We start from the raw sequence: 24151 nt of genomic DNA on the forward strand, positions 1-24151 counted from the left end.
AGATGAAATTCAGTGAAGCCTGGTTACGCGAGTGGGTAAACCCAGCCATTGACACCAATAACTTATCTGAACAGCTGTCGATGGCGGGTCTAGAAGTAGATGGCATCGAAAAAGTTGCCGGTGAGTTTACAGGTGTTGTGGTAGGTGAAGTTGTCGAATGCGGCCAACATCCCGATGCCGATAAATTACAAGTTACGAAAATTAATGTGGGTGGCGCAGAGCTATTTGATATCGTCTGCGGTGCTAAAAACTGTCGTAAAGGCTTAAAAGTTGCCGTGGCAACTGTTGGTGCAGTATTACCGGGTGACTTTGTTATTAAAGCGGCCAAGTTACGCGGCCAACCGTCTAACGGCATGTTGTGTTCATTATCTGAACTGGGTATGGCAGATGATTCTGACGGTATTTTAGAACTGCCACAAGATGCGCCAATTGGCCAAGATATTCGCCAGTACTTACAGTTAGATGACCGTATTATTGAAGTGGATTTGACACCTAACCGCGCTGATTGCTTAGGCATTAAAGGTTTAGCCCGTGAAGTGGGTGTGCTTAATAAGCTGGCAGTAAACGAAGCGCCTATTAGCGTAATTACACCAAGCATTAGCGATAAAAAAGCGATTACTTTAGCTGCGCCAGATGCCTGCCCACGTTATTTAGGTCGGATAGTGCGCAATGTTAACGTAACTGCGCCAAGCCCATTATGGTTGACCGAAAAGTTACGCCGCTGTGGTGTGCGTAGCATTGATGCTATTGTTGATATTACTAATTTTGTGCTGTTGGAGTTGGGTCATCCAATGCACGCCTTTGACTTAGCCAGTATCCATGGTGACATTAGCGTGCGTTTGGCCAATGATGGCGAAAAATTAGTGCTACTTGATGAAAGCGAAGTAACGTTAAAAAGTAACACCTTAGTTATTGCTGATGATAAAAAAGCCCTCGCTATGGCCGGTATTTTCGGTGGTTTGCATAGCGGAGTTACCAGTGCGACTAAAGATGTATTTTTAGAAAGTGCCTTTTTTGCGCCGTTAGCTATAGCAGGTAAAGCGCGCCAATACGGTTTGCACACCGATGCATCGCACCGTTATGAACGCGGCGTTGATCCAACTTTGCAGCATGCAGCAATGGAGCGTGCGACTGCATTACTACTTGAAATTTGTGGTGGTGAGGCCGGCCCAGTAGTTGAGGCAGTATCGGCAGCACATTTGCCGAAGGTTGCAACGATTAACCTAACTGAAGCTAAGTTAACCCGTATTTTAGGTATAAGTATTGCCAAAGCTGACGTTAGCGCTATTTTTACCCGCTTGGGGTTAATGCTTGAAGAAACTCAAGACGGCTGGCAGGTAACGATACCGGGTTATCGCTTTGACCTGCGTATTGCTGAAGATTTAATTGAAGAAGTGGCACGGGTTTACGGCTATAACAATATTCCTAACCTTGCGCCAAAAGCCAGTTTAAAAATGCGTACTTTCTGTGAAGCGCAGCTTAATGTGCAGAATTTACGTACGGTGTTAGTTGACCGTGGTTATCAAGAAGCAATAACCTACAGCTTTGTTGACCCTAAAGTGCAGCAACTATTATTTCCGCAACACGAAGCTTTGGTGTTACCTAACCCTATTTCAGCTGACATGTCAGCAATGCGCTTAAATTTATGGCCAGGTTTATTGCAAACTGTGCAATATAATCAAAATCGTCAGCAAAGCCGTATCCGTTTGTTTGAATATGGCCTAAAGTTTATTCCTGATGCTACGGCTGAAGGCGGCGTGCGGCAAATACCGGTAATTGGCGGTGTTATTGTCGGTTCAATGCATAATGAGCATTGGAACATGGAAAACCGTGCGGCGGACTTCTACGATATAAAAGGTGATGTTGAAGCGCTGTTGGCCCAAACATCCGCAAGTGCAGAATTTCGTTTCGCAACTGGGGAACATTGTGCATTACATCCGGGTCAGACTGCAGCAATATATCGTAATGATCAGCAGGTTGGCTATGTGGGAGCGTTGCACCCAGAAGCCGAGCGTAAGCTGGGCATTAAAGGTAAAGCTTACCTATTTGAATTAGATGTAACGGCTTTGGGGTTACGTAATATTGTACAAGCTACGGAGCTGTCAAAGTATCCAGCTAATAGGCGCGATCTAGCGGTAGTGGTAAAATCAGAGGTGCGTTTTTCTGATATTGCTGCTACTATAAAAAAAGTTGGCGGAAATCAATTAGTTGACCTAAAATTGTTTGACGTATATACAGGAGCAGGTGTGGCAGAGGGTTTTAAATCACTTGCCATTGCTCTGACCCTGCAGGATATAGCGCGTACACTGGAAGATAAAGATATCCAACACTTGATAAATCAAGTGGTTAACGCGCTTAGTGAACAGTTCAACGCATCGTTGAGGGATTAAGAATGGCGCTTACCAAAGCCGATTTAGCAGAACGTTTGTTTACAAAGTTTGGTGTCAGCAAACGCGACGCTAAATTGATAGTCGAAGCTTTTTTTGAAGAAATCCGTATGGCGTTAGAGTCGGGTGATCAAGTAAAGCTATCCGGCTTTGGCAACTTTGACCTTCGGGTTAAAAATGAGCGGCCAGGTCGTAACCCAAAAACGGGTGAAGATATTCCTATTTCTGCGCGCTGCGTAGTAACATTTCGCCCGGGGCAAAAGCTAAAAGCTCGAGTTGAAGTGGGTACTAGTAAGAAGTAGTTAGTGGCTATATCCGAAAAAACGGCAGGTTGCGTAAGCAAGCTGCCGTTTTTTTATGCGCAAAGTTATATGCGTTTAAATTTAAACTTAAACGGCCTAGCGTACGTAGTAGTTAGCAAATAAAAAAGTTGGTGGTGTTATGTCAATTAAAATAGGTATTAGTGCCTGTGTGCTCGGTGAAAAAGTGCGCTACGACGGTGGCCATAAGGCCTCTGGTTTCTGTGTTAGTCAGCTTGCACCCTTGGTTAGTTATGTGCCTATTTGTCCCGAAATGGCTATTGGTATGAGTGCGCCGCGCCCAGCAATACGCTTACAGCTAGACAATGAGTTACGTGTCCAATTGGTGCAAAGTAACGATAATAGCATTAACCACACCAGCGCCATGCTCGCCTTTACTGAAAAAAAACTGCCACAGTTAAATCAATTAAGCGGCTATATCGTTTGCGCTAAATCACCCAGTTGTGGCATGGAGCGAGTACGGTTATTTGATGCGAGCGGCCATCAATTAGGCAAACAAGGCGTAGGTTTATTTACGCAACAACTAATGCAAAGGTACCCTTGGTTACCGATAGAAGAAGACGGGCGCTTATTTGATCCTGCACTAAAAGAGAATTTTATTTGTCGAGTGTTTAGCTGTAACGACTATCAACAAACTATGGCCGATGGGTTTACTGTAGGTAAGTTGGTAGCATTTCATAGTCGATATAAATTTTTAGTAATGGCACATAGCCCTGTAGCTTATCGTGAGTTGGGCCGATTAGTAGCGCAAGCTAAGTTATTTTCGCCCGCCGAGTTGCAGCAACGCTATTTGCTAGAATTAATGCAAGCGCTAAAAAATATTGCTAACCGCAAGCAGCATACAAATGTGTTACAACATTTGCAGGGCTTTTTAAAAACAGGTTTAACCGCACAGGCGAAACAGGAATTATCTGAGCTAATTCATCGTTATCGCCAAGGTTTTGTGCCGTTACTCGCGCCCATTACCTTGATCCAGCACCATTTAGCGCAGCGACCCAATGCCTATGTTTCAGCGCAACGTTATTTTACACCTTATCCAGAAAATTTAGGTTTAAGGGGCTAGTCATGAATAGCCTAAACCTCGTGTGGTTACGTAATGATTTGCGCAGTTATGATAACGTCTGTTTACACAGTGCAATAGAGCATGCAAAGCGCACTGCAAGCCAAGTATTAGTCTTGTTTATTGCTACTCCAGATACCTGGCAGCTGCATGACATGGCAGCAATAAAACAAGATTTTCTTCGACGTCGAGTTTTGCAATTACAGCAAGAACTTGCCGAGCTTGCTATACCTTTACTCGCGATTGAAGGTAGCAGCTATGCGGATACCCCGCAGATATTTGCTGCGCTAAGTAAGCGCTTTGTACTTAACGTTTTTCTACAAACGGAATACGAACTACGCGAGCAACAGCGCGATGCTGCTGTAGAACAGCTGGTATTAAGCTCGGGCGGGCAGTTTATCCGGTTTGATAGCCAATGCATTATGCCGCCAGGCGCTATACGCACGCAGCAAGGGGCGATATATAAAGTATTTACGCCATTTAAGCGTACCTGGCTAAGCGCCTTACACAGTCAAGGTGTGACGTGTTATCCCAGACCTAAAACTATTGAGCAAGCAGCATTAATGCTCCCTGAGTTTACGCCAATGCAGACCGGTGATAATAGCTCGGTCGATTGGCCAGTTGCAGAGCAAGACGTGCTTAATTTACTGCGCGCGTTTTGTCGAGAAAAGGTAGCCAATTACACTAATGCACGGGATTATCCCGCCATTGCTGGCACATCAAAGCTGTCGGCGTATTTAGCTATCGGTGTGGTGTCAGCCGCACAGTGCGTTGCTAGATTACAAATGGAAATGAAAGACAGTTGGCAGCAGGATAAAAGCGGCGCCGAGGTTTGGCTGTCAGAGCTTATTTGGCGTGAATTTTATAAACATATATTAGTCGCTTACCCAAATCTAATTAAGCATCAGCCGTTTCAGATAGAAACAAACGGCATACGCTGGAGTAATAATCAGGCATTATTTCAAGCGTGGTGTGAAGGTAAAACCGGCTACCCGATAGTTGATGCGGCGATGCGCCAACTCAACCAAACCGGTTGGATGCATAATCGGTTACGCATGATTACCGCTAGCTTTTTGGTAAAAGACTTACATATCGATTGGCGTTGGGGCGAGCGCTACTTTATGTCAAAACTGATTGATGGTGAATTTGCAGCTAATAATGGTGGCTGGCAGTGGGCAGCCTCTACCGGTACCGATGCTGTACCTTACTTTAGAATATTTAACCCAACCAGCCAAAGTGAGAAGTTTGATCCAAGCGGCGAGTTTATACGTTTATACGTACCTGAACTGCGTCATCTGCAAGAAAAATCGATACATTGGCCGCATAATAATGGACTGGTTTTGGCGTATCCCGCACCAATTGTCGATCATGCCGTAGCACGTAAATATACACTCGAACTTTTTGCAGAGGTAAAAAATCGGTATGAACACAGCGCCAACACCACGCATTGAGCAATTTTTAACGTTTTATAACAATTTATCGAGCGCTAATTTAGAGCAATTAGCGCAATTGTATCATGCGGATATTACCTTTATTGATCCCGTGCATCAGCTTAATGGTCGACAAGCATTAAGCCACTATTTTGCTCATGCTTACGAACGGTTGCAGCAGTGTCGGTTTACGGCTGCTGAGAAGTTAGAGCAAGCAGAGCAAGGTTTTATTAGCTGGAAAATGCAGTTTGCTCACCCAGCAATAGCTAAGGGTAAATTACTTGAGGTTGACGGTTGTAGCGTACTTAGGTGGCAAGACAATATGATAATTTATCAGCGCGATTATTACGATTTAGATGCAATGGTATTCCAACATCTACCAATTTTAGGTTGGCTTACCGCTAAGGTAAAGCACCGCATGGCCAACAGCAACGCTTAGCATAGGCTATAGCAAAAGGAGTAGTATGCGTATAGCAGTTATTGGTGGTGGTATTGCAGGCATGATGACCTGGTACCTGCTGCAAAGAAAACACGACGTTACCCTAATCGAGGCTAATAGTTACTTGGGCGGCCACACCGCAACGGTTGACGTTGAAGTGCAGGGTAAACTTTATGCGATAGATACTGGTTTTATTGTGTTTAATAATTGGACCTATCCTATTTTTAACCGCTTTATTGCTGAACTAGGCGTGGCGTTTCAGCATACACAAATGAGTTTTTCGGTAAAGAATAGCGCACAAAATCTTGAATATAACGGCAATACCTTGACCAGTTTATTTGCGCAGCGGCGTAATCTATTTCGGCCATCATTCTGGCTGATGTTACGTGATATCGTTAAATTTAATAAGCTGGGTAAACGCTTGTTAACTGAAAATTCAGCTGATTTAGAGCTGTCTTTGGGCGACTTTCTTATAAAATATAATTTTGGCGTAGCAATTCGCGATAACTACCTTATGCCTATGGGTGCAGCTATTTGGTCGGCGGGTTTGTCAGATATGCCCGCATTTCCGGTAAGGTTTTTTCTACGATTTTTTAATAACCATGGCTTGCTTAATATTACTGATAGGCCGCAGTGGTCGGTAATAAAAGGCGGTTCAAAGCGCTATGTTGAAGCATTACAAGCCAAGCTTGGTAGCGAAAACGTAAAGTTAGGTCAAACCGTTACTTCAATTAAGCGCGATGCTAACGGCGTAACCATTAACTATGTTGATGGCCGCACTGAGCAGTACGATAAGCTAGTATTGGCTTGTCATAGTGACCAAGCATTGAAGTTATTAGCCGATGATGCAAGCCAAGACGAGCGCAATGTGCTTGGCGGTATCGCCTATCAGGGCAACGAAGTAATACTGCACACCGATACGCGTTTACTACCCACGAGGCCGCGGGCGTGGGCAGCATGGAACTATAATTTAGACACCAGTATCAACCAACGTGCGACCTTAACCTATAATATGAACTTATTACAGGGCATAACAGCACCAGTGACATTTTGTGTTACGTTAAACAATTCAGCAGCAATTGACAGTTCAAAGGTGCTAGGCCGCTATCACTATGCGCATCCGGTATATAACCATCGCACTTTGGCCGCACAACAACAGCGGCATGTTATAAATGGTGTTAACCATACCTATTTTTGTGGCGCATACTGGTATAACGGCTTTCATGAAGATGGTGCCAGAAGCGCTGTCGATGTTGCCGGCTTATTGGGGGTTGAGTATTAATGCAAGCTGGACATGCCGTATATCAAGGTGAAGTAGGGCATTTAAGGGTATCGCCGCGTAAACACGGCTTTAGTTATCCGTTGGCGCACTATTGGCTAGATTGCCATGAACTTACCAAGGTGTCACTTGAGGCGAAAGGTATTAAATACCAGCGTTTTGGCGCATTAAGTTACCGACGTAAAGATTATCTTGCCGGTGCTGATTCGGTATTTCAGGCAGTGAGCGATAAGGTAAAATTGCTAGGCGGTGAGCTAACACCGACTAGCGTATTTATACTGACGCCTTTGGCAAATTGGGGAGTGTATTTTAGTCCGCTAACCTTGTATTACTGCTTTGATGCACAGAGTAACTTTTGTTATTTATTAGCCGAGGTAACAAACACACCATGGAATGAGCGGCATTATTATCTGCAAACCATAAGTGGCAACCAACAGCGTTATCGACATGATAAAGCGTTTCATGTGTCACCTTTTAACCCAATAAATATGCAGTACCACTGGCAAATTACCTCGCCAGATGACAATTTACTCTGCAGTATTCGTAATACGCAGGATGATAAGCCGATTTTTAGTGCGTGGATTAAACTGCAACGGCAAGAGCTGACGGCAAGTTGGAAACGTAATTGGCTGATCCGTAATCCGTGGCAAAACGTACAGGTAGTACTGCGCATTTATTGGCATGCGCTGAAGTTATATTTCAAAGGTATACCGGTGCACGCCCACCCTAAAACGAAGGAAAAAAAGCATGACAATGAGTCTAACTGAAACGTCTGTTTTCGCTAATTTGACGTGGTTTGACCGCTTATGCCGTAAGTTTGCACTGGATTTTATCAGTCAGCTAAAACATGGCGATATTACGGTAGTGGAAGGCAATCAGCGTTATTGTTTTGGTGATAGCGCTGCTGAATTAAAAACGGTAATAACGGTGCTTGAGCCAGCGTTTTATAGAAAAATGGTGCTGTCGGGTTCAGTTGGTGGTGGTGAGGCCTATATTAATGGTTTTTGGCGCTGCGATAATTTAACGGCGTTAGTGCGTATTTTTGCACTTAATTTAGACACACTAGATAAGCTTGATTCAGCGATAACACGGCTTGGTCGGCCAATATTAAAGTTAATAGACCGGGGTAATCGAAATTCTAAACAGCAAGCGAAAAAAAATATTGCCGCGCATTATGATCTAGGCAATGACATGTATCGCTTGTTTTTAGATGACAGCATGATGTATTCCAGCGCAGTTTATAAAGATGACAGCGTTAGCTTAGCCCAAGCACAGCAAGATAAATTAAAACTTATTTGTGAAAAGCTACAGTTAAAATCAACTGATCATCTAATAGAAATAGGCACCGGTTGGGGCGCAATGGCGATCTATGCTGCCCAGCATTATGGCTGCAGGGTTACCACTACGACGATTTCGCAACAGCAGTACGATTACGCCAAAACGCGTATAGAGCAGCTAGGCTTGCAAGATAATATTACTTTGTTGTTAGAAGATTATCGTGATCTTAGTGGCGAATACGACAAGTTAGTGTCCATTGAAATGGTAGAAGCGGTGGGCGAGGCATACCTTGATACTTACTTTGAAAAATGTGCCAGTTTATTAAAACCTGACGGTTTAATGGTGTTACAAGCGATAACAATAGTAGATCAGCGTTATCAGCAGTATGTAAAAGAAGTCGACTTTATTAAACGCTATGTCTTTCCGGGAGGCTGTTTACCTTCAGTTAGCCGAATGACCGACGCGATAAGCCGTAACACAAACTTAGTGGTTCGCCATTTACAAGATATCGGTTTTGATTACGCACGCACACTTAAACATTGGAGCGATAACTTTATGCACTCGCGCGATAAGGTTCATCAGCTTGGTTACGACGATAATTTTGTTCGTTTATGGCAGTTTTATCTAAGCTATTGCGAGGGTGGTTTTTTAGAGCGTTCAACTAGTGCGGTGCATCTAGTGTTATCAAAGCCAGGCAACCGTAGTTATATATAGTAATAGTTAAGTTTATCAGCTTACTGAATTAATTCGCATATAATTCAGTAAGCTCGTTCTAATGTTGGCAAATGAACGCTAGTTATTCACTAAAATAATGCCCTCGTCTAAAATGACGATTTTCTTTTCTTTATATAAGCTGCCAATAGCTTGTTTATAGGCTTTTTTACTGACGCCAAATGCGGCGTAAATCAGCTCTGGTGAGCTTTTATCTGTTAAGGCTAACTTGCCACCATTTTGTTCTAACTTTCGCAGCACTTGCTCTGTTAGCTCTAATGCCTGTTTAAAGGTCGATGCGTTTAGGCGTAAGTCAATTTTGCCGTCGTCGCGCACTTTAACAATAAAAGCCAACATTCTTTCGCCACGACGTAACGGTTTAAACACTTCGCTTTTATACAATACACCCCAATGCTGATTATTCACTACCGCCTTGTAGCCAATATCAGTTTGCTCAGAAATAATAATATTTACTTTATCTCCGGCATTATAGTGCGCAGGAGTTTTGTGTATGTGGCGGTCTAGTTTGCTTGAGGCAACAATGCGGTTACTGTTATCGACATAGCAATACAGTAAATATTTTTGCCCTTCTTTAAGTGGAATTTGCTGTTCGCTAAAGGGGACGAGTAGGTCTTTCTTTAAGCCCCAATTAACAAAGGCGCCTACTTTTGTTGTGGCGACAACATCAAGCTGTGCTATTTCGCCCACCTTTATTTTTGGCCGTTCAGTAGTGGCAATTAACTGATCTTCAGAATCAAGATAGAGAAAAACATCAATTTCACTACCAATCTCTAAACCCGCAGGAGCGACGTTATTGGGCAGTAAAATTTCGCCCCAACTTAAACCATCCAGATAAAAGCCAAATTTAACCTGTTTTTTAACCGTTAAACGGTTTGTTTTTCCAAGAGCAAGCATGCGGTACCCATAAGTTAGCCCAAGCGGGCATAATGTAATGATGACTATTGTAACGGTTTTTTTTACTCACCGCTGTATATTAGCCACGGCATGATAAACTTAACCTCTTTGACCAATTTAAAGGCCAATGTTTAGGTGTCTTCAGAGCAATTACTTCATCCACGTAACCCGCATCAAGGCAGTTATAATTTTGCTGAGCTGTGTGCAGCAACGCCTAATTTAGCCGCGTTTGTAAGGCTAAATCCTAAAGGTGAGTCAACCATTGATTTCGCTAACAGCACTGCGGTAGTTTTGCTTAATCAAGCGCTGCTGGCAAAGTTTTATCAGGTCAAATATTGGCAGTTACCTGAAGGGTATCTTTGCCCACCAATACCGGGCAGAGCAGATTATGTGCATTACTTGGCTGATATTTTAGCAAAAAATAGTCCACAGCCAATCAAAGGTAAGCAAATTACACTATTGGATATTGGCACCGGCGCGAACTGTATTTACCCGATTATTGCCAGCCAAAGCTATGGTTGGCAGGTAACCGGCAGCGATATTGACGCTGTAGCAGTAAAGGTTGCATCAACCATTGTCGCCGCTAACCCAGTGCTTAAATCTCGGGTTAATATTGTATTACAGCCAAACCCACAGGCAATATTTAGCGGCGTTATTAATGCAAGCCAACGCTTTGATTTAACGATGTGTAACCCGCCATTTTTTAGTTCTCAGGCCGAAGCTAATGCGGCGAATATGCGTAAATGGACGAAGTTAGAACAGCCGGCGCAAGGACAAAACCGCAACTTTGCCGGCCAGCAACATGAGCTATGGTGCGACGGTGGCGAGCTGAAATTTATTAAACAAATGATTACTGAAAGTCAGTTATTTAAGCAGCAGGTATGTTGGTTTAGCAGTTTAGTATCGCAGCAAAAACATATTGCACCGTTACAAAAGCTACTACGTAGCGTAGGTGTAAAGCAAAGCGACGTAATTGCAATGCGCCAAGGGCAAAAAGTAAGCCGAATCTTAGTTTGGAGTTATTTGACGGTTGCACAACAAACGCAGTGGTTAAGCTTAGATGCAACGCCAGATATCTAACTCTTTCGTGTTAATAGCACACAGATTGTTAGTTAATCGATTTTAATAATTCAAACGTATAACATACAACAATACGTTGGAGGCGGGTATGGATTGGCGGCAATGGTTAGATGTAAAACAGTATGAGTTTTTACTACACTGGTTTATGCGTCGGCAACGGGAGCTAAAGTTAGCTGAACTCAATGAGCCGTTAGCGTATGACGGGTTTAGCGTTTACGATCAGCTGTGCCAACAAATGTTAAAGGATGCTGGGGTTGCCTATCTAGAACGATTCTCACAAGTTGTCGTGCCGATTGCGCTGACCAATATGTTGCATTTAGCTGAGCTAGAGTTGGCGGGCAGACCGCCAAAGCCAGTGAGTAAAAGCATACATTAATAAGCTTAGTTTACTCGGTCGGTTGTTCAATTCGCTTTAATGCATCGATTAGCATCGGCAAGTCTAGTTTGTCGTTTAATGGTAATAGGGTGCCTGCAGACCAGGTACCAAAACTGCCATCAGAGCGCAAAATAACCATTTTATCTTTTTTAAAGCTAATAATTTCTTCGCCACTAATGGTTAGTTTGGGTAGAGCGTTTGGTTTTAATAAGTTATCGCCTAACCAATTTCCATTGTCGCTGCAGCCTGCTTGCGCCAATAAAGTAGGAAACCAGTCAAGGTGCTGAGTTACTTGGTAAGGATGCAATTTTTGCAGCGCCCGCCAATTTGACCAAACTTGAGCTGGAGCCAAGCTAAATTGCTCGTGCTGGCCAGTTAAGCCCATAACGACGATATTGTCGTAGGCCTGATACCGTTGCCAATGTTGTAGTGGCGAGTTATCAAATACTATCGCAAAAGGGCTGAAAGGCGCTGTATTTACCCAAGGTAAAGTACTTATTTCCGTGCCTTCAGCACGGCTAATACTTATATTTCCAGAAGGTAGCGCACTAAACCAGCCTGGCGCAGTTGCTAAAATGTGTTCAGCATCGTCGTTGACACTGAATTTGCCATACAGTAGATGCAGTAGTGCTTCGTTATTGTTGCGCGGTGCAAAGTGTTGCTCTAACTGTTTAAAACCTTTGCCACTGAGTTGCTGCGATACGCTTGCGGTTAGGCTGTTGGTAATCAGCAATAACGTTGATTTACCTGCTTTTGTGCCATTACATTGCAGTAAATGGCCGTTGGCAAATTCACTTGGTAAACTCATTTTGTCTAATTGGCGTTGGGCACGGCTATTTAAATTTACTAATTGATGGCGTGCCAAAAATGTTTTAGCGGTAGCGGGGTACGATAATGGCAGCACGTTATCTTGCTTAGTAACATCGTATTTTAAGTTAGCATCGGCATGAATATGTAGTAAGTGGCTACACATAAAACTGCCAATAAACAGCATAAATAAGGGCGCAGCAACCGCCGATTGTTTTAAGCGTTCAATTTTTTTCCAGCAATAATTGCTTAGTGTTAGTTCAAGTGACAGCAGGCACGCGGCAACGGCTACAACAATAAACACAAAATTGCGTAAGTTGGTAACAATTTGCTGGCGTAGTAAATCAATGGTTTGCTCTAACGAGGCACTACCAATGTGATAGCCTAAACTGGCGTATACGTAGGCATCGAAAATAATTGCGACTAGTGCACCGGTGGCTAAGATAGCCGCTAGCCCACGAACATGACGTTGATAAGGAAACACTAATGAGATTGGGAAAATAGTTAAGATAAAAAACACAAAGCACAAAAATGCTGTATGTCCGACCCAGTTTAGTAATAGATACAGCCAACCGAGAAACGACACCGGTGACGGCTCTGCCAGCCAATACGCCGAGGTGACTGCAAGCGCCAGCAAAATATTAAAAAAGCTAAACCAGTGCCCCCAATTAAGTAACCGGTTAACTTTTTTAACTAATGACAGGTTTTTTTCTAGCACCATGAGCGCTTAGTTAACCTTAGTATTTACGGCATCTGCTAATGCCTGATTAAAATGTGTAACAACAGCAGCCCGTTGCGTTGCTGGCACGCTACTATTAACCACGTGGCTAATAGCATTGCCCAAACACATTAGGCTTAATTCTGTGGTAGCTTTTTCTGTGTGAAGCACGTCAAGTAACTGGTTTACCAGTTTTTCAATTTGCACTGTAGAATACTTTGATACAATTGGCATGAATTATCCGCAAGTCATATAGATTAAACAGTTAGAATAGTAACAGAATTCATTTTAAACAGGAAAAGTTATGTCAGTAGATGTACAGCAGTTGGCGATAAATTACCTTGAACTAGATGAACACGCACGTAGCAAGGCGCATTATCGTGCGGCATTGGTTACACCTACGGCGGCAGTTGCGCATTTAGTAGAGCAGTTGCATCTGGCTTATAACGGTAAACCAGCTAAAGGCTACGCTGCATTTAATGCTAAAAAAGATCAACAGGTAGTCACCGTGTTGCAAGACTGGCAAAAGCAGAATAGTGACTTTATGGTGCTATCTAACACCGCGACCGCCGTGCTAGAGCAGCAACTTACCGCGCACCAACTACCTGAAAGTGGTTATTTGCTAGTTTGTCATTATCGCTATCTTACTAGTGACTATTTATTGTTTTGTTTGTTAGGCAGTAAAGATCATTTTTCGCTTACGGAAGAGTTAGAGTTAGCAGCGTCGCGACATTTAGATATTGCGCGTATGCAATTGGCAGCAAGAATTGATTTAACTGAATACCAAAGCTCACCAGAGCAGGGTAAATATATTAGCTTTATTCGCGGTCGAGCAGGGCGCAAAGTTGCTGATTTTTTCTTGGACTTTTTAGGCTGTGAAGAAGGCACCGATGCAAAAGCCAACAGTAAGGTGGTATTGGCCTCGGTAGAGGAATATTTTTCTGCGGCAGAATTTGATGGTGTTGAAAAATCAGATGCGCGTAAGCAGGTATATAACTACTGTGAAGAACGGGCTAAAGCTGGGCAAGATGTGGTATTGACAGAGTTGTCAGCGGTAATAGATGAGCAAGAACAACAAGGTTTTTTACGCTATTGTCAGGAGCAACAGCTTGCTGTAGCAGAGCAATTTCCGATAGAAGTGAAAGAATTAAAAAAGCTGATTAAATTTAGCGGTCAAGGCGGTGGGCTGAGTATTGGGTTTGACCAAAAGCTGTTAGGTGATCGGGTGCAGTATGATGCGCACAGTGACACTATTTTAATTAAAGGCACGCCACCAAACTTACGCGATCAGCTGCAACGTTTTATGCAGGGCTATTCGGCGTTTGATCGTGAGAATTCAAGCGAATAAATAACTGCATGGTTATTAGCATAACACCTAACAAATATTGATAACGTACCGGTCATAAATATTGTCGAGGTGTTGTAGTACCAAGCTTTGTTCGGTTACAGGGTGTGTCCGAATAAAGCTTCGTAGTATATCGACACTAAAGGCGGCCATATAAGGCTCAGATAATGGCTGGTAGCTAAGATGCCAAGGCTCCGCAGCGACACCGCCATTGTAGTGTGCATAAGGTAAAAAAAAGCCATAGCTGGCAGCATGCTGGTTTAGCCATTGTGTCAGTTTAAAAAACGGACCGCCGGCTTGGTATTCATGTGGTTCTAACTTGGGTTTGTAGTCAGGCGTTATCGCAGCCGCATCATAAATATCTAACTCGGTGCCCCAGTGATGCCGACTGGCGCCTGGCAGCGCAGAATATAACAATACTGCATCGAGTTTTGCTTTGTCACTTAATTCATTAATATTAACTTGTTGGCCTTGCAGATTATGCACCTTACGCAAGCCCGACAATTTACCGTGCCAAATAATAGCCTGGCGCTGGTAAGAGCGAAACGCTGACGCGATTTCAATCTCAATACCCTCGTTTGCTGCGGCTTTGCATAAAGCATTAAAGGGTTGCTCTACTTGTTGATGCAGCATAAAACCGTCAGCGCGCGTTAATAGGTGCTGTTCTGTTAGTCCAGTTAATATATCAACGCTTACTATATTCATACACTAGGCTTATTTATACGATTTATGTTTATCATCTTTATTTACCAAAAATACTTTGGTAATCAGCTATTGTAAAACCCAAATAATATTTCTCGTCGTGTATCAACAGAGGCCGTTTTATCATTGCTGGTTGTGCCAGCATAAGCGCAAGGGCCTTTGTTTCGGTTAAATCGGTTTTATCTGCCTCGGCTAATTGCCGATAGGTGGTACCGCGCGTGTTAAGTAGGTTCTGCCAACCACAAGCGTTCGCGAAGTTGGTTAATTGCGCCAGAGTTAACCCGTCGGTACGGTAATCAACAAATTGATAAGCAATATTATGAAGCGCTAACCAATTGCGTGCTTTTTTTATCGTGTCACAATTTTTTATGCCGTAAAGTATTGTCATAATGCGTGATTCTTCAATTGAATAGTAAAAGCCGTATCTTCAGCTGCTGTCACAAAACGTTCTGCACTAAGCACGGTACTAATAGCCGAATGGGGTAAAATTGTTAGTACCACCCAATCAGCATTGCTATGCTGCAATAACTGCAAATCTAGGCGGATAACAGCCTGCCCAGCTTGCACTTGCTGCCCCGAATTAACGAGATGACGTATCGCAACACCATGCCGGTAAGTTTTACTATCAGCTAAGTCGAGTTGCATAGTTAAGCCACTTTTATGTTTAAACCGAAGTCGGCGGCCATCTAAAAAGCTGCAGCTGTAGCTACTAGCAAAAGGTGCAACCAGTGTACCGTGCTGTAATTTAATACACAAAGCCTGTGGTAATACATTGGCATTAAATAGCCGTTCTGGGTGCGACGTTAATGGCAGAATATCGCCTGTTACTGGGCTTTTTATTGGTAAGCCTGGCATGGTATCAAGCTGTGTGATCCACTGAGTCATGTTTTACGTTCTACCATTTAGTTAGCTAAACAGACTATTAAAAGCCATGCTAGTGCTGAGCTTTACTCGATTGTTACTGTTTTTTTATAAACTGTCCATCAAGTATTAATTAGGTGTAATGCATCGTAAATGTGTTTTTTGGCACTTATCCTCCTTAAGTTGGTTGAAGTGGGGTTTTTAGTAGGTGGTTTATTGAGTAATATCCGAAGTTTTATTGAGCAGTATGGGATGTTGTTGTCCACAGATTTTGTGGATAAGCCTGTGAGTAACAGTGTTTAACTATCATAGAGTAATGTTTTTAAATGATATTATATGTTGGCATATTTATTGTTAGTTTATGCTCAACGCAAATTGGTCAGCAAAGTGCTTTAAACGCTGGTTTAATGTTTATTAATAACTTAAGGCTACATAAAAACTAGCTTACTAGTAGTAATGTTTATTAATTAGCCTAGAAAAGTTTTTTTGTCTACTATTTAGTAAACATGTTTAGTTTTAGTTTGGTGTGACAACGACGCAAGAAAAAGGTAAGGTGCTACATCTGTGTTATCGTTTAACCGTGATCTAATAGTGGGAGAGTGCAATGCAGTATCCTCTTTACTCAACACTTCGTGCCGGCCGTGAATACGGTAAACAGTGGCCATTAAAAGCAGAATTAAACAGTTTATTTGTTGAGAACAAGGTTATTTTGCTGACATCGTTAGCGGGTCGATTTTTGCCGCCATCGGCCTTGCTATGTGCAGTGCTTCAATACGTTTATTTAGGTAGCGAATTTCTGCCACAAATTTTAACGATGATGTTGTTTGTCGCAACCTTACCGCTGCAAGGCTGGTATTGGCTGGGAATACGCTCGGCTAAGCCATTACCACCGGCAATTGCCAGCTGGTATTTTCAGATCAGAGACAAAATGCAACAACAAGGCATTAGCCTTTCGCCAGTAAAACGTTCAGGGTGCTATAAAGATTTGGCAATATTACTACAACAGGCGTATCAACAGTTAGACCGAACTTTTGTAAAACAATGGCTATAACAACTTGTTATAGCCACTTTTAGGTATAGTAAAAAGGTTAGTTAAATACCGACCATACTGGCGCATGATCTGATGGGCGCTCAATACCACGTAATTCGTAATCGATACTGCTTTCAACGCAGCGTTTGGCCAACGGCGCTGTTGCCATTACAACGTCAATACGTAAGCCGCGATTTTCATCAAAACCTTTAGATCTGTAATCAAACCAGCTGTATTGCGCATCTGCATTAGGGTGTAGTTGTCGGAAAGTATCGATCAGCCCCCAGTCTTTTAACCGCTGTAACCACTCACGCTCTTCAGGTAAAAATGAGGTTTTTCCGGTGCGTAACCACCGTTTTGCGTTTGCTTCACCAATACCGATATCAAGGTCAATAGGTGAAATATTAATATCACCTATTACGGCAAGGTGTTCGTCAGGGGTATGGTGCGTTGTTAAATAGTGTTGCAAATCAGCATAAAACTTCGTTTTAGCTGGAAATTTAATAGGATGGTCTCGGCTTTCACCTTGTGGGAAATAACCATTTAATACGGTGATAGGGGTGCCGTCAGCCATAGCAAAACGACCAATTAGCATCCTACGCTGTGCATCATCTTCGTCGGTAGGGAAGCCATATTGCATATTAATGGCAGGCAACTTACTTAAAATAGCGACGCCATAATGGCCTTTTTGACCAAAATGATAAACGTGGTAGCCCATGGCTTCAACATTGGCTAACGGAAACTCATCATCATGCACTTTAATCTCTTGTAAGCCGATAATGTCAGGTTGATGCTTATCAATCATGGCTTGCAGTTGGTGTAGCCTTGCTCGAATACCATTGATATTAAAAGAAATAATTTTCATGTTACGAGTGACCCTTAATCGGTTAAATACGGCAAAATCGAGTAGATAATAACACTTTTATCCGTGCTGTGGCACAATGCTCGCTTGTTAATCTACCACTAACTCGGCTCTTGGAGAGTATGTTGTCTGCGCTAATGATAGAAACCGATTTATTTAGTTACATGGTCCATTACAGCATTAAAAGGCGCAGCATTGCTTTGCAAATTAAGCAAGGTCAGCTAACAGTTAGAGCGCCAACCGCGATCAGTTTGCCGGATATTCAGGCATTGGTGCGAAAAAAACATAACTGGATTTTAAAGCACATGCAGCAAGCTAAGCAGCATGTTAAACCAGACTGGCTAGCACGGCAGCAAGTGCCATTACAAGGGAAGCTTTTAACGCTGCAGTTGCAGTCTGCTTCACAGTCGTTGGTAATATTCGATGATGATCGTGTTATCGTTAATATTTCAACACGTGTTCAAGCCTTACGCCACAATATTAAAGCGCGGGAGCTATTACAACAATGGTACAAAAAGCAAGCCTTACAGTGGTTTACACAACGGCTTGACCATTGGCAAAACCAAATGAGCTTGCACGCCAAAGAGCTAGTTATTGGGAATTGGCAAAGTAAGTGGGGCTATTGTAAACAGTCAGGGGAGATTGGCTTTAACTGGCGTTTAATGATGGCGCCATCATGGCTAGCCGATTACGTTATTGTGCACGAGTTAGCACACCTAAAGCATCTTAATCACTCAGCTAGCTTCTGGCGCTTGGTGCAGCAATATTATATTGATATAGATTCGGCTCAGAGTTGGTTAAAACAGCATCAACACTGGATGGAAATATAACGACTTGAGTGATAAAAAAGCGCCGGCAATAACGCCGGCGAAAATACTAGGACATCGGAAATACAGGGGAGAAACGGTACTACTTAACAACTACTGTAAGATAGGACTGTAGCTTTACTGATTAATTCAAAATATTTTCATTTATTTTTTGTATTGTGGTTTTGCATTCCGGCTGCCATCTAGTTTAAGCTCCTCCGTTAGCAAGAAACAGTGCATGGTATTTTTAGATGGCCGGTATGGCTGCATCGCTTTGTGGACCCTATTATGACTAACATTTTACGTTTGCAGCAATTGGTTAAGTTGCTTGATATTACTCGATTACAGGATGACGAAACGACGATATCCTTTTTACAATGGTTGGAAACAACGCCGCCAATATCAGCTGCAGCCTATTGTGTTTATCCGCAGTACTTAATGGCGCTACAAGGCTGGCACTCTAGGCAACCGCAAATGGCGTTAGCTACAGTGGTTAACTTCCCTTCGGGTGATTTAGCTACTGATCAAGTCTGTGAGCAAATTCAGCAGGCGATAGCGCTCGGTGCGACAGAAATTGATTGTGTACTACCTTATAAAGCACTAATGCGCGGTGAACACGGTTTTGTAAAAAACTTCCTTTATGATGTGCGCCAAGCTAGTACCGGTTGCTGCCTGAAAATTATTATTGAGTCAGGTGAACTTGTTACAGCGCAGCAAGTGGTTATTGCATGTGAACTGGCTATTGAAGGTGGCGCAGATTTTATAAAAACCTCAACCGGCAAAGTGCCTGTCGGTGTAACTGAGGAAGCCGCACGTATTATTTTGACCGTAATTGCGGCCGCGAATCGTGATGTTGGTTTTAAGGCATCAGGTGGTGTGCGCTCTATAGAGCAAGCGCTCGCATTAGTCGCATTGTACGAAGAGATCACCGGTAAAATTGCGTTGAGTTCAGGTATGCGTATTGGTGCAAGTGCGCTAGCGTTTGAATTAGCAGAACAGTTGGCTACTAACTAAATTAGCGACGTAGCTCTTCGCGTAACTTGGTAAACTGCTGTAATAATTCTTTGTAACGTGCGCGATGATGTTCAGGTAATGGCATATTATCAACTACGCGAAAGGTTTTTTTACAGCGGTCAAACAGCTCAGTTGATTTGTGTTTTTGCTGCCGGTTTAGCTGTTGAAGTGATGCTTGAATTAAATTAAGCGCGCTGCCGGTATTCATAGGTGCTAGTTCTAGAGCAGTTTCAAACTGTGTTATTGCGGTAGCAAAATTACCCTCTTTATAACTTTTTATGCCTGCTTTGTTTAATTCAGCAAATTGCAGTTGTTTTTGGCCAACAAAGTTTTGTTGATCGCTAAAAAGGGTGTTGAGTAATGGGTTTTTCATTAGCTCTGCTGGTACCAGCTTTGTTAGCGTGCTCGCTTGCTCAAATTCGCCAATTTGATTCAGCAAGAATATGGCATCGGGTAATATTTGATGTTGTTCTGCTAATTGTTCTGCCACGGCGGCATAGGTTTTTTTCGCTTGAAATTGCGCGCCGCTCAACGACTCTAGCCTCGCTTGGCAAAGCATTTCAAATAAACTAAAGTCAATCTCGCGGATCATTCCATCGTCACGCTTTACGCGCTGTAATGCTAACGACACCTCTTGAAAATAGCGATTACGTTGCGTAGGGTCATCCTCTCTTACTGCGGCATCGATAATGGTACGAATATAATTTAATAGATGCACCACGTCTTGTTTAATAGAGCGTCGAGTTATTTCGTAGAGTTGCTTACTCGCATTAACTTGCTGAGGAATATTATCAAGCTCACGGGCTATTTTTATAACTAAATATTGACGCGGCATACTAAAAGGAGCAATTTCAGCTGCGGTTTGTATGCTGCTAAAAGCTTGATCTAGTTCGCCCATTGCGAGATAAGTCTGTGCCATTACGTCATACGCTTCAGCAAAATAGCGATTACCCTCTATTGCCTCTTGGCATAAGGCTAAGCTTTCTTGAAAACGCTGCTGTAAAAAACATAACTTAGCTTGTAAAAATAGAGCCCAACCACTTCGACGTTGTTCCAAGCTATGTTGTAAAATAACTTCTGCTTCGCCATAACGGGAAAGGTTAATAAGGTTTTCGACTAATACCCGTTTACAAAACTGTTGGTATCGTCCTTCTTTAGCAATTTCTTGCTGGCACAAGGTAATTACTTGCTCTGCTTGTCCATCAAATAATGCTTGATATAGCGTCGCTAAATGGGCTTTTTTTCGTTGAATACGCTGGATCCGGCTGCGCAGTACGCTTTGTGAAAAGGGTTTAACCAAATAATCGTCTGGCTCAAGTTCTACTGCGCTCATTACCATAGGTACTGTATTTTCACCGGTAACCAACATAAAAATACTGTTGGGTAGTAAAAGCTTTTTTTCTCGGAGATCTTCAAGCAGCTGTTTACCATTTTTACCTACACCTAAATGGTAATCAACAAAGAGTATGTCATAGCCGATATTGGTGCATTTTGCTAAAGCCTGTTCACCGGTAGGTGCGAAAGCAACATTAGTCGCGCCCATAGAATACAAAATTCCTTTAAACATAAGTTGAAAGGCTCGTTGATCGTCAACTATTAATACCCGTTGATTCTCAAGCGTTTTGTTATCCATTGGCACCACATTTTATCAGTAATAAATACAGCTAAGTGTCGGAAATAACAGCGGCATTAGCAAGCGATATAATGATATTGGTAGAGTTGTTTTTGAGTTTTAGCAGGAAATAATAGATAAGATGGTGGAGGGGGAAGGATTCGAACCTTCGAAGGCATTGCCAGCAGATTTACAGTCTGATCCCTTTGGCCACTCGGGAACCCCTCCACGAGTGGACGGCATATTATCAAACTTACTTTTGATGTAAAGCATTAACTAAACTTTTTTCACTGACTGCCGATAAATCATGCAATAACACGAAAATAACGTATAAATTGGCTGTGATCCATCATGATAATTAATGAGTGGCAATTAAATACTAAGCTTAATACGGCGCTGCAACAGACGCACCGTGCCGATTTTGCGCTTTATTTAGCGTTGCTTTCGCCTGCAGTTGACGAGTTTGCTGAGTTTTTTACGCCAGAACCTCAAACCGACGTAGTTAAACACGACATCTATAAACAGCTAGACGTTAAGAAAGGCCGGCCTTATGAGCTAATGGACGGTGATATTGAGGTTTTAGCACAACACAGCCAAGCACTTATCAATAACGGGTTCGCCCAGCTTAAATTGGCGTCTTACCTTACACCACCGCCTTTAACTCAATTTAATGATAAAGCCCGATTAGATTCTGCCGTTTGGCAAAACCTTAGTTTACATAGCCGTAGGCGCTTAGAGCAACCACAGCAGCCTAAACCCAATGCTGATCCCGCTGCATTATATGAAGTACTACAGCAGTTAAACGATAAAGCCGCTTAACTACGAGTATTCAATTACCGGATAGTTGATGTGTAAAGCACTGCTTAAATTTTTTACCGCTGTTGCATGGGCAAAAATCATTCCGGCCAATTTTAATAGGTGGCTTGTCGGCCAAAACACCATCTATATATAACCAAGTGGTATCAAAAACAAACCGAGAACGCTCTGTAAATTCACAAAGTAAATTATTTTGTATATACATCACATTAAAACAGACGTAACCATCGCTAGTTGTTTGTTCACTGGATAAGACAGTAAGCTTGGTAAAATGCACACTATTAGCAAATTCCTCAATGGCAGATAGAGAATTAATCGGCCGCACAGAGGGATGATAGGTATTATAAATATAAGTTATTTCATGATGGCAGTAAGCGCTGTAGCGTGAACGCATTAACTGTTCACAGTTGCCAATAGTAGCTTGCCCAGCAATATAAGGTTGGCAGCATGCACTAAACATGCTTGCCGAACCGCAAAAACATAACATAAGTGACATTTTGCTCTGATAAGAAAAACTCTAATGTTAACTTACGCTAGCAAAGATGTCTTGTATCAGTATATAAAGCTTAATGAGTTAATTGCTCTTGTTGCATCGCCTCACATTGGTAAAACCAAGTATCGTTAGCTAATGCTAACTTGCGACATTCATTAAGTTGCTGCTTATTAAGCTGCGGCGCAAAATTGATAACAACTTTACAGCTAGGCGATTTAAGTGCTTGCTCTATTGTTGAGGTTAAGTCTTGGATTTGCTTATGATGCACCATCAGCACGTTATGCATAGATAGTTGATACTGTTCAGCCCAGTCTTTATCGGGGATATGCGCAGGAGCTACAAGCAAAATCCAACCTGTTTGGTTTTGATGTTGGCGCATCAGTTGTACCAAACTGTGTTTGGAATTCTCCGTTTCAGCAATATCAGTGTCGGTAACTGAATGTATTCGAGTCAAACTACTATTGCTATAAATACTATCTGTCGTTGCGTAGAACCTATTACTTACAGAACGATGATACATACCAATCCCTACATGTTTATTTGTACAGTGTATGGATATACAGTATTTCTTGTCTGAGTAAAAAGCAAGCATCTTTGATAAATTTTTATTGCGCTACTGGCTAGACCATTTACTATGCAATATTGGGTAGAATGATACTCCTTGATAATAAAGAGTTAGCGGTCAATGTTGTTAGAAAAGTATGTTCAGCAGAATAACGAAGGTTTTAGTTTCAGCAGAAAGCAGGCAAGTGAGTTTGCTAAACAGGTAGCCACAGATTTTAACCCGATCCACGACGAAGACGCGAAGCGGTTCTGTGTTCCTGGAGATTTGCTCTTCTCTTATTTACTAACCCGTTATGGTTTATCTAAGCAGCTTAGCTGCCACTTTTCTGGAATGGTTTCAGCAGAGGTGCCTTTACACTGTAAAGAGCAGGGTAATATTATTAGTATTTGCGACGCACAGGACAAAGTTTATTTGTCTTTAACTCACAGTGGCGAATACCAGCATGACTTAACCGTCATTGAACCGCTTATAAAAGATTACGTGCGTTTTTCCGGACAAAACTTTCCTCATATACTGCAACCTTTAATGCAACAGCATCAGGTTATGATTAATCCGCAGCGTCCATTAGTAATATACGAGAGTATGGCACTAAGCTTCGAACGCTTGCCAACCAGTAAAGTTGAATTGACGCTAACGGCGTCTTCTTTATTAGTTGATGGTAAAAGAGGTAATGCATTACTTGAGTTCTCGTTGACTGAACAAGGGCAGCTGATTGGTCGGGGCGAGAAACGGATGATTCTGAGTAATTTAATGACATACGACGAAGTACAAATGCAGGAAATGATTACTAAGTATAATAATCGTAAAGATTGTGCGTAATTAATCAGCAAAAACGGCTGCTTTGTGCAAAAAAATAGCAGTCGCACCACTTTTCATGATTTTGCGCTTGCACGACAATTAAAACGCCCTATAATGCGCGCCATGCCACGGGGTAGAGCGCTAGCGCACTCTCCGAGGGGTTTTAGAAATAGAGTCAAAAATCTTTTAAAAAGACGCTTGACACTAGGGCTTAAATCTCTAAAATGGCGCCCTCGCTTCACGGTGGTAACTAACGCGGTGAAATGAGAGAGTAAGTTAAGCCTGACGAGTGTTTTTGATAAAGAATCATCGTCACGCTTGACTTAAAAACTGGGAAGTGTAACATACGCCTCCCGCTTCTTAAGCAGAAGCACGCTCTTTAACAATTCGCAATCAATCATCTGTGTGGGCACTTATGATGGATTTCACAAAAATGAAATACATCGG

At 42.4% G+C, this 24151-nt stretch carries 26 protein-coding genes and 1 tRNA gene; 16 read left to right on the forward strand and 11 right to left on the reverse strand.

All coding sequences use genetic code 11. The features are described from left to right. The first annotated feature begins 2 nt into the window (after nucleotides 1-2). From pheT to MN199_RS05350, 8 genes are all read left to right on the forward strand, one after another. Nucleotides 3-2390, forward strand: a complete 2388-nt coding sequence (gene pheT / locus MN199_RS05315) for a phenylalanine--tRNA ligase subunit beta (protein ID WP_335738652.1) — start codon at nucleotides 3-5, stop codon at nucleotides 2388-2390. Nucleotides 2391-2392: 2 nt separating this feature from the next. Next, complete coding sequence (locus tag MN199_RS05320) at nucleotides 2393-2689, forward strand: integration host factor subunit alpha (protein ID WP_132583086.1); 297 nt, start codon at nucleotides 2393-2395, stop codon at nucleotides 2687-2689. Between the two features lie 139 nt (nucleotides 2690-2828). Then, the gene (locus tag MN199_RS05325) at nucleotides 2829-3770 is read left to right on the forward strand and encodes a YbgA family protein (RefSeq protein ID WP_132583088.1); all 942 of its coding nucleotides are present in this window, start codon (nucleotides 2829-2831) and stop codon (nucleotides 3768-3770) included. 2 nt (nucleotides 3771-3772) lie between these two features. Then, a complete protein-coding gene (gene phrB / locus MN199_RS05330; RefSeq protein WP_335738653.1) occupies nucleotides 3773-5218 on the forward strand; it encodes a deoxyribodipyrimidine photo-lyase in 1446 nt (481 codons plus the stop codon). Beyond that, nucleotides 5190-5636, forward strand: a complete 447-nt coding sequence (locus MN199_RS05335) for a nuclear transport factor 2 family protein (protein ID WP_335738654.1) — start codon at nucleotides 5190-5192, stop codon at nucleotides 5634-5636. The genes phrB and MN199_RS05335 overlap by 29 nt, the downstream gene beginning before the upstream one ends. Before the next feature lie 25 nt (nucleotides 5637-5661). Continuing rightward, nucleotides 5662-6918: an NAD(P)/FAD-dependent oxidoreductase gene (locus MN199_RS05340; RefSeq protein WP_335738655.1), complete on the forward strand. Its 1257-nt coding sequence runs from the start codon at nucleotides 5662-5664 to the stop codon at nucleotides 6916-6918. Then, nucleotides 6918-7682: a DUF1365 domain-containing protein gene (locus tag MN199_RS05345; RefSeq protein WP_132583096.1), complete on the forward strand. Its 765-nt coding sequence runs from the start codon at nucleotides 6918-6920 to the stop codon at nucleotides 7680-7682. Before MN199_RS05340 ends, MN199_RS05345 begins: the two co-directional genes overlap by 1 nt. Further along, on the forward strand, nucleotides 7663-8907 hold the full coding sequence (locus MN199_RS05350) for an SAM-dependent methyltransferase (RefSeq protein ID WP_132583098.1): 1245 nt from the start codon (nucleotides 7663-7665) through the stop codon (nucleotides 8905-8907). Before MN199_RS05345 ends, MN199_RS05350 begins: the two co-directional genes overlap by 20 nt. Before the next feature lie 78 nt (nucleotides 8908-8985). On the opposite strand, the gene MN199_RS05355 is transcribed toward MN199_RS05350, so the two are convergent. Beyond that, complete coding sequence (locus tag MN199_RS05355; protein ID WP_335738656.1) at nucleotides 8986-9819, reverse strand: CvfB family protein; 834 nt, start codon at nucleotides 9817-9819, stop codon at nucleotides 8986-8988. A 135-nt stretch (nucleotides 9820-9954) separates the two neighbouring features. Between MN199_RS05355 and rlmF the strand changes: the two genes are divergently transcribed. Both rlmF and MN199_RS05365 read left to right on the forward strand, forming a co-directional pair. Then, a complete protein-coding gene (gene rlmF, locus MN199_RS05360) occupies nucleotides 9955-10899 on the forward strand; it encodes a 23S rRNA (adenine(1618)-N(6))-methyltransferase RlmF (RefSeq protein ID WP_335738657.1) in 945 nt (314 codons plus the stop codon). Between the two features lie 88 nt (nucleotides 10900-10987). Then, nucleotides 10988-11275: a hypothetical protein gene (locus MN199_RS05365; protein WP_335738658.1), complete on the forward strand. Its 288-nt coding sequence runs from the start codon at nucleotides 10988-10990 to the stop codon at nucleotides 11273-11275. Nucleotides 11276-11285: 10 nt separating this feature from the next. Here MN199_RS05365 and MN199_RS05370 read toward each other — a convergent pair whose 3' ends face one another. Together MN199_RS05370 and MN199_RS05375 are read right to left on the reverse strand one after the other, a co-directional pair. Continuing rightward, nucleotides 11286-12803 carry a DUF3413 domain-containing protein gene (locus MN199_RS05370; protein WP_335738659.1) on the reverse strand — a complete coding sequence of 506 codons (1518 nt, stop codon included), beginning with the start codon at nucleotides 12801-12803 and terminating at the stop codon, nucleotides 11286-11288. A gap of 6 nt (nucleotides 12804-12809) precedes the next feature. After that, the gene (locus MN199_RS05375) at nucleotides 12810-13034 is read right to left on the reverse strand and encodes a YejL family protein (RefSeq protein ID WP_132583107.1); all 225 of its coding nucleotides are present in this window, start codon (nucleotides 13032-13034) and stop codon (nucleotides 12810-12812) included. Nucleotides 13035-13104: 70 nt separating this feature from the next. Here MN199_RS05375 and yejK point away from each other — a divergent pair, with 70 nt between their 5' ends. Continuing rightward, nucleotides 13105-14148, forward strand: a complete 1044-nt coding sequence (yejK, locus tag MN199_RS05380) for a nucleoid-associated protein YejK (RefSeq protein ID WP_335738660.1) — start codon at nucleotides 13105-13107, stop codon at nucleotides 14146-14148. 27 nt (nucleotides 14149-14175) lie between these two features. Here the strand turns inward: yejK and MN199_RS05385 are convergent, their stop codons facing one another. Genes MN199_RS05385 through MN199_RS05395 form a run of 3 tightly spaced genes read right to left on the reverse strand, consistent with a single transcriptional unit; the run spans nucleotide 14176 to nucleotide 15732 of the window. Then, nucleotides 14176-14850, reverse strand: a complete 675-nt coding sequence (locus tag MN199_RS05385; RefSeq protein WP_335738661.1) for a M15 family metallopeptidase — start codon at nucleotides 14848-14850, stop codon at nucleotides 14176-14178. 37 nt (nucleotides 14851-14887) lie between these two features. Continuing rightward, complete coding sequence (locus MN199_RS05390) at nucleotides 14888-15235, reverse strand: ArsC family reductase (RefSeq protein WP_335738662.1); 348 nt, start codon at nucleotides 15233-15235, stop codon at nucleotides 14888-14890. Further along, on the reverse strand, nucleotides 15232-15732 hold the full coding sequence (locus MN199_RS05395) for a PTS glucose transporter subunit IIA (protein WP_335738663.1): 501 nt from the start codon (nucleotides 15730-15732) through the stop codon (nucleotides 15232-15234). The genes MN199_RS05390 and MN199_RS05395 overlap by 4 nt, the downstream gene beginning before the upstream one ends. 580 nt (nucleotides 15733-16312) lie before the next feature. On the opposite strand from MN199_RS05395, the gene yfbV reads away from it, so the two are divergent. Then, entirely contained in the window at nucleotides 16313-16759 is a 447-nt protein-coding gene (gene yfbV / locus MN199_RS05400; RefSeq protein ID WP_132583117.1) for a terminus macrodomain insulation protein YfbV, read from the forward strand. Between the two features lie 37 nt (nucleotides 16760-16796). Here the strand turns inward: yfbV and xthA are convergent, their stop codons facing one another. After that, nucleotides 16797-17603: an exodeoxyribonuclease III gene (gene xthA / locus MN199_RS05405; RefSeq protein ID WP_335738664.1), complete on the reverse strand. Its 807-nt coding sequence runs from the start codon at nucleotides 17601-17603 to the stop codon at nucleotides 16797-16799. A 119-nt stretch (nucleotides 17604-17722) separates the two neighbouring features. Here xthA and MN199_RS05410 point away from each other — a divergent pair, with 119 nt between their 5' ends. Continuing rightward, nucleotides 17723-18430 (forward strand): M48 family metallopeptidase, encoded by a 708-nt coding sequence (locus MN199_RS05410; RefSeq protein ID WP_335738665.1) that lies wholly within the window; start codon nucleotides 17723-17725, stop codon nucleotides 18428-18430. Between the two features lie 264 nt (nucleotides 18431-18694). Continuing rightward, entirely contained in the window at nucleotides 18695-19420 is a 726-nt protein-coding gene (gene deoC, locus MN199_RS05415) for a deoxyribose-phosphate aldolase (protein ID WP_132583122.1), read from the forward strand. A 1-nt stretch (nucleotide 19421) separates the two neighbouring features. Here the strand turns inward: deoC and MN199_RS05420 are convergent, their stop codons facing one another. Beyond that, the gene (locus MN199_RS05420; RefSeq protein ID WP_335738666.1) at nucleotides 19422-21053 is read right to left on the reverse strand and encodes a response regulator; all 1632 of its coding nucleotides are present in this window, start codon (nucleotides 21051-21053) and stop codon (nucleotides 19422-19424) included. Between the two features lie 122 nt (nucleotides 21054-21175). Further along, nucleotides 21176-21260, reverse strand: a tRNA-Tyr gene (locus MN199_RS05425). 123 nt (nucleotides 21261-21383) lie between these two features. Here MN199_RS05425 and MN199_RS05430 point away from each other — a divergent pair. Further along, on the forward strand, nucleotides 21384-21851 hold the full coding sequence (locus MN199_RS05430; protein ID WP_335738667.1) for a VC2046/SO_2500 family protein: 468 nt from the start codon (nucleotides 21384-21386) through the stop codon (nucleotides 21849-21851). 10 nt (nucleotides 21852-21861) lie between these two features. Here MN199_RS05430 and MN199_RS05435 read toward each other — a convergent pair whose 3' ends face one another. Together MN199_RS05435 and MN199_RS05440 are read right to left on the reverse strand one after the other, a co-directional pair. Next, nucleotides 21862-22344 carry a YchJ family protein gene (locus tag MN199_RS05435; protein ID WP_335738668.1) on the reverse strand — a complete coding sequence of 161 codons (483 nt, stop codon included), beginning with the start codon at nucleotides 22342-22344 and terminating at the stop codon, nucleotides 21862-21864. Between the two features lie 70 nt (nucleotides 22345-22414). After that, entirely contained in the window at nucleotides 22415-22861 is a 447-nt protein-coding gene (locus MN199_RS05440; protein WP_335738669.1) for a SulA-like leucine-rich domain-containing protein, read from the reverse strand. A 165-nt stretch (nucleotides 22862-23026) separates the two neighbouring features. Here MN199_RS05440 and MN199_RS05445 point away from each other — a divergent pair, with 165 nt between their 5' ends. After that, entirely contained in the window at nucleotides 23027-23725 is a 699-nt protein-coding gene (locus MN199_RS05445; protein ID WP_335738670.1) for a DUF3581 family protein, read from the forward strand. Nucleotides 23726-24151 lie beyond the last annotated feature (426 nt).

The sequence above is a fragment of the Rheinheimera metallidurans genome (genome assembly GCF_036983985.1).
Classification (GTDB): domain Bacteria; phylum Pseudomonadota; class Gammaproteobacteria; order Enterobacterales; family Alteromonadaceae; genus Alishewanella; species Alishewanella metallidurans.

Bases quoted from the DNA above. Each gene is read 5' to 3' on its own strand.
- pheT (WP_335738652.1), top strand. From the start codon at position 3: ATGAAATTCAGTGAAGCCTGGTTACGCGAGTGGGTAAACCCAGCCATT.
- MN199_RS05320 (WP_132583086.1), top strand. From the start codon at position 2,393: ATGGCGCTTACCAAAGCCGATTTAGCAGAACGTTTGTTTACAAAGTTT.
- MN199_RS05325 (WP_132583088.1), top strand. From the start codon at position 2,829: ATGTCAATTAAAATAGGTATTAGTGCCTGTGTGCTCGGTGAAAAAGTG.
- phrB (WP_335738653.1), top strand. From the start codon at position 3,773: ATGAATAGCCTAAACCTCGTGTGGTTACGTAATGATTTGCGCAGTTAT.
- MN199_RS05335 (WP_335738654.1), top strand. From the start codon at position 5,190: ATGAACACAGCGCCAACACCACGCATTGAGCAATTTTTAACGTTTTAT.
- MN199_RS05340 (WP_335738655.1), top strand. From the start codon at position 5,662: ATGCGTATAGCAGTTATTGGTGGTGGTATTGCAGGCATGATGACCTGG.
- MN199_RS05345 (WP_132583096.1), top strand. From the start codon at position 6,918: ATGCAAGCTGGACATGCCGTATATCAAGGTGAAGTAGGGCATTTAAGG.
- MN199_RS05350 (WP_132583098.1), top strand. From the start codon at position 7,663: ATGACAATGAGTCTAACTGAAACGTCTGTTTTCGCTAATTTGACGTGG.
- MN199_RS05355 (WP_335738656.1), bottom strand. From the start codon at position 9,819: ATGCTTGCTCTTGGAAAAACAAACCGTTTAACGGTTAAAAAACAGGTT.
- MN199_RS05365 (WP_335738658.1), top strand. From the start codon at position 10,988: ATGGATTGGCGGCAATGGTTAGATGTAAAACAGTATGAGTTTTTACTA.
- MN199_RS05370 (WP_335738659.1), bottom strand. From the start codon at position 12,803: ATGGTGCTAGAAAAAAACCTGTCATTAGTTAAAAAAGTTAACCGGTTA.
- MN199_RS05375 (WP_132583107.1), bottom strand. From the start codon at position 13,034: ATGCCAATTGTATCAAAGTATTCTACAGTGCAAATTGAAAAACTGGTA.
- yejK (WP_335738660.1), top strand. From the start codon at position 13,105: ATGTCAGTAGATGTACAGCAGTTGGCGATAAATTACCTTGAACTAGAT.
- MN199_RS05385 (WP_335738661.1), bottom strand. From the start codon at position 14,850: ATGAATATAGTAAGCGTTGATATATTAACTGGACTAACAGAACAGCAC.
- MN199_RS05390 (WP_335738662.1), bottom strand. From the start codon at position 15,235: ATGACAATACTTTACGGCATAAAAAATTGTGACACGATAAAAAAAGCA.
- MN199_RS05395 (WP_335738663.1), bottom strand. From the start codon at position 15,732: ATGACTCAGTGGATCACACAGCTTGATACCATGCCAGGCTTACCAATA.
- yfbV (WP_132583117.1), top strand. From the start codon at position 16,313: ATGCAGTATCCTCTTTACTCAACACTTCGTGCCGGCCGTGAATACGGT.
- xthA (WP_335738664.1), bottom strand. From the start codon at position 17,603: ATGAAAATTATTTCTTTTAATATCAATGGTATTCGAGCAAGGCTACAC.
- MN199_RS05410 (WP_335738665.1), top strand. From the start codon at position 17,723: ATGTTGTCTGCGCTAATGATAGAAACCGATTTATTTAGTTACATGGTC.
- deoC (WP_132583122.1), top strand. From the start codon at position 18,695: ATGACTAACATTTTACGTTTGCAGCAATTGGTTAAGTTGCTTGATATT.
- MN199_RS05420 (WP_335738666.1), bottom strand. From the start codon at position 21,053: ATGGATAACAAAACGCTTGAGAATCAACGGGTATTAATAGTTGACGAT.
- MN199_RS05430 (WP_335738667.1), top strand. From the start codon at position 21,384: ATGATAATTAATGAGTGGCAATTAAATACTAAGCTTAATACGGCGCTG.
- MN199_RS05435 (WP_335738668.1), bottom strand. From the start codon at position 22,344: ATGTCACTTATGTTATGTTTTTGCGGTTCGGCAAGCATGTTTAGTGCA.
- MN199_RS05440 (WP_335738669.1), bottom strand. From the start codon at position 22,861: ATGTATCATCGTTCTGTAAGTAATAGGTTCTACGCAACGACAGATAGT.
- MN199_RS05445 (WP_335738670.1), top strand. From the start codon at position 23,027: ATGTTGTTAGAAAAGTATGTTCAGCAGAATAACGAAGGTTTTAGTTTC.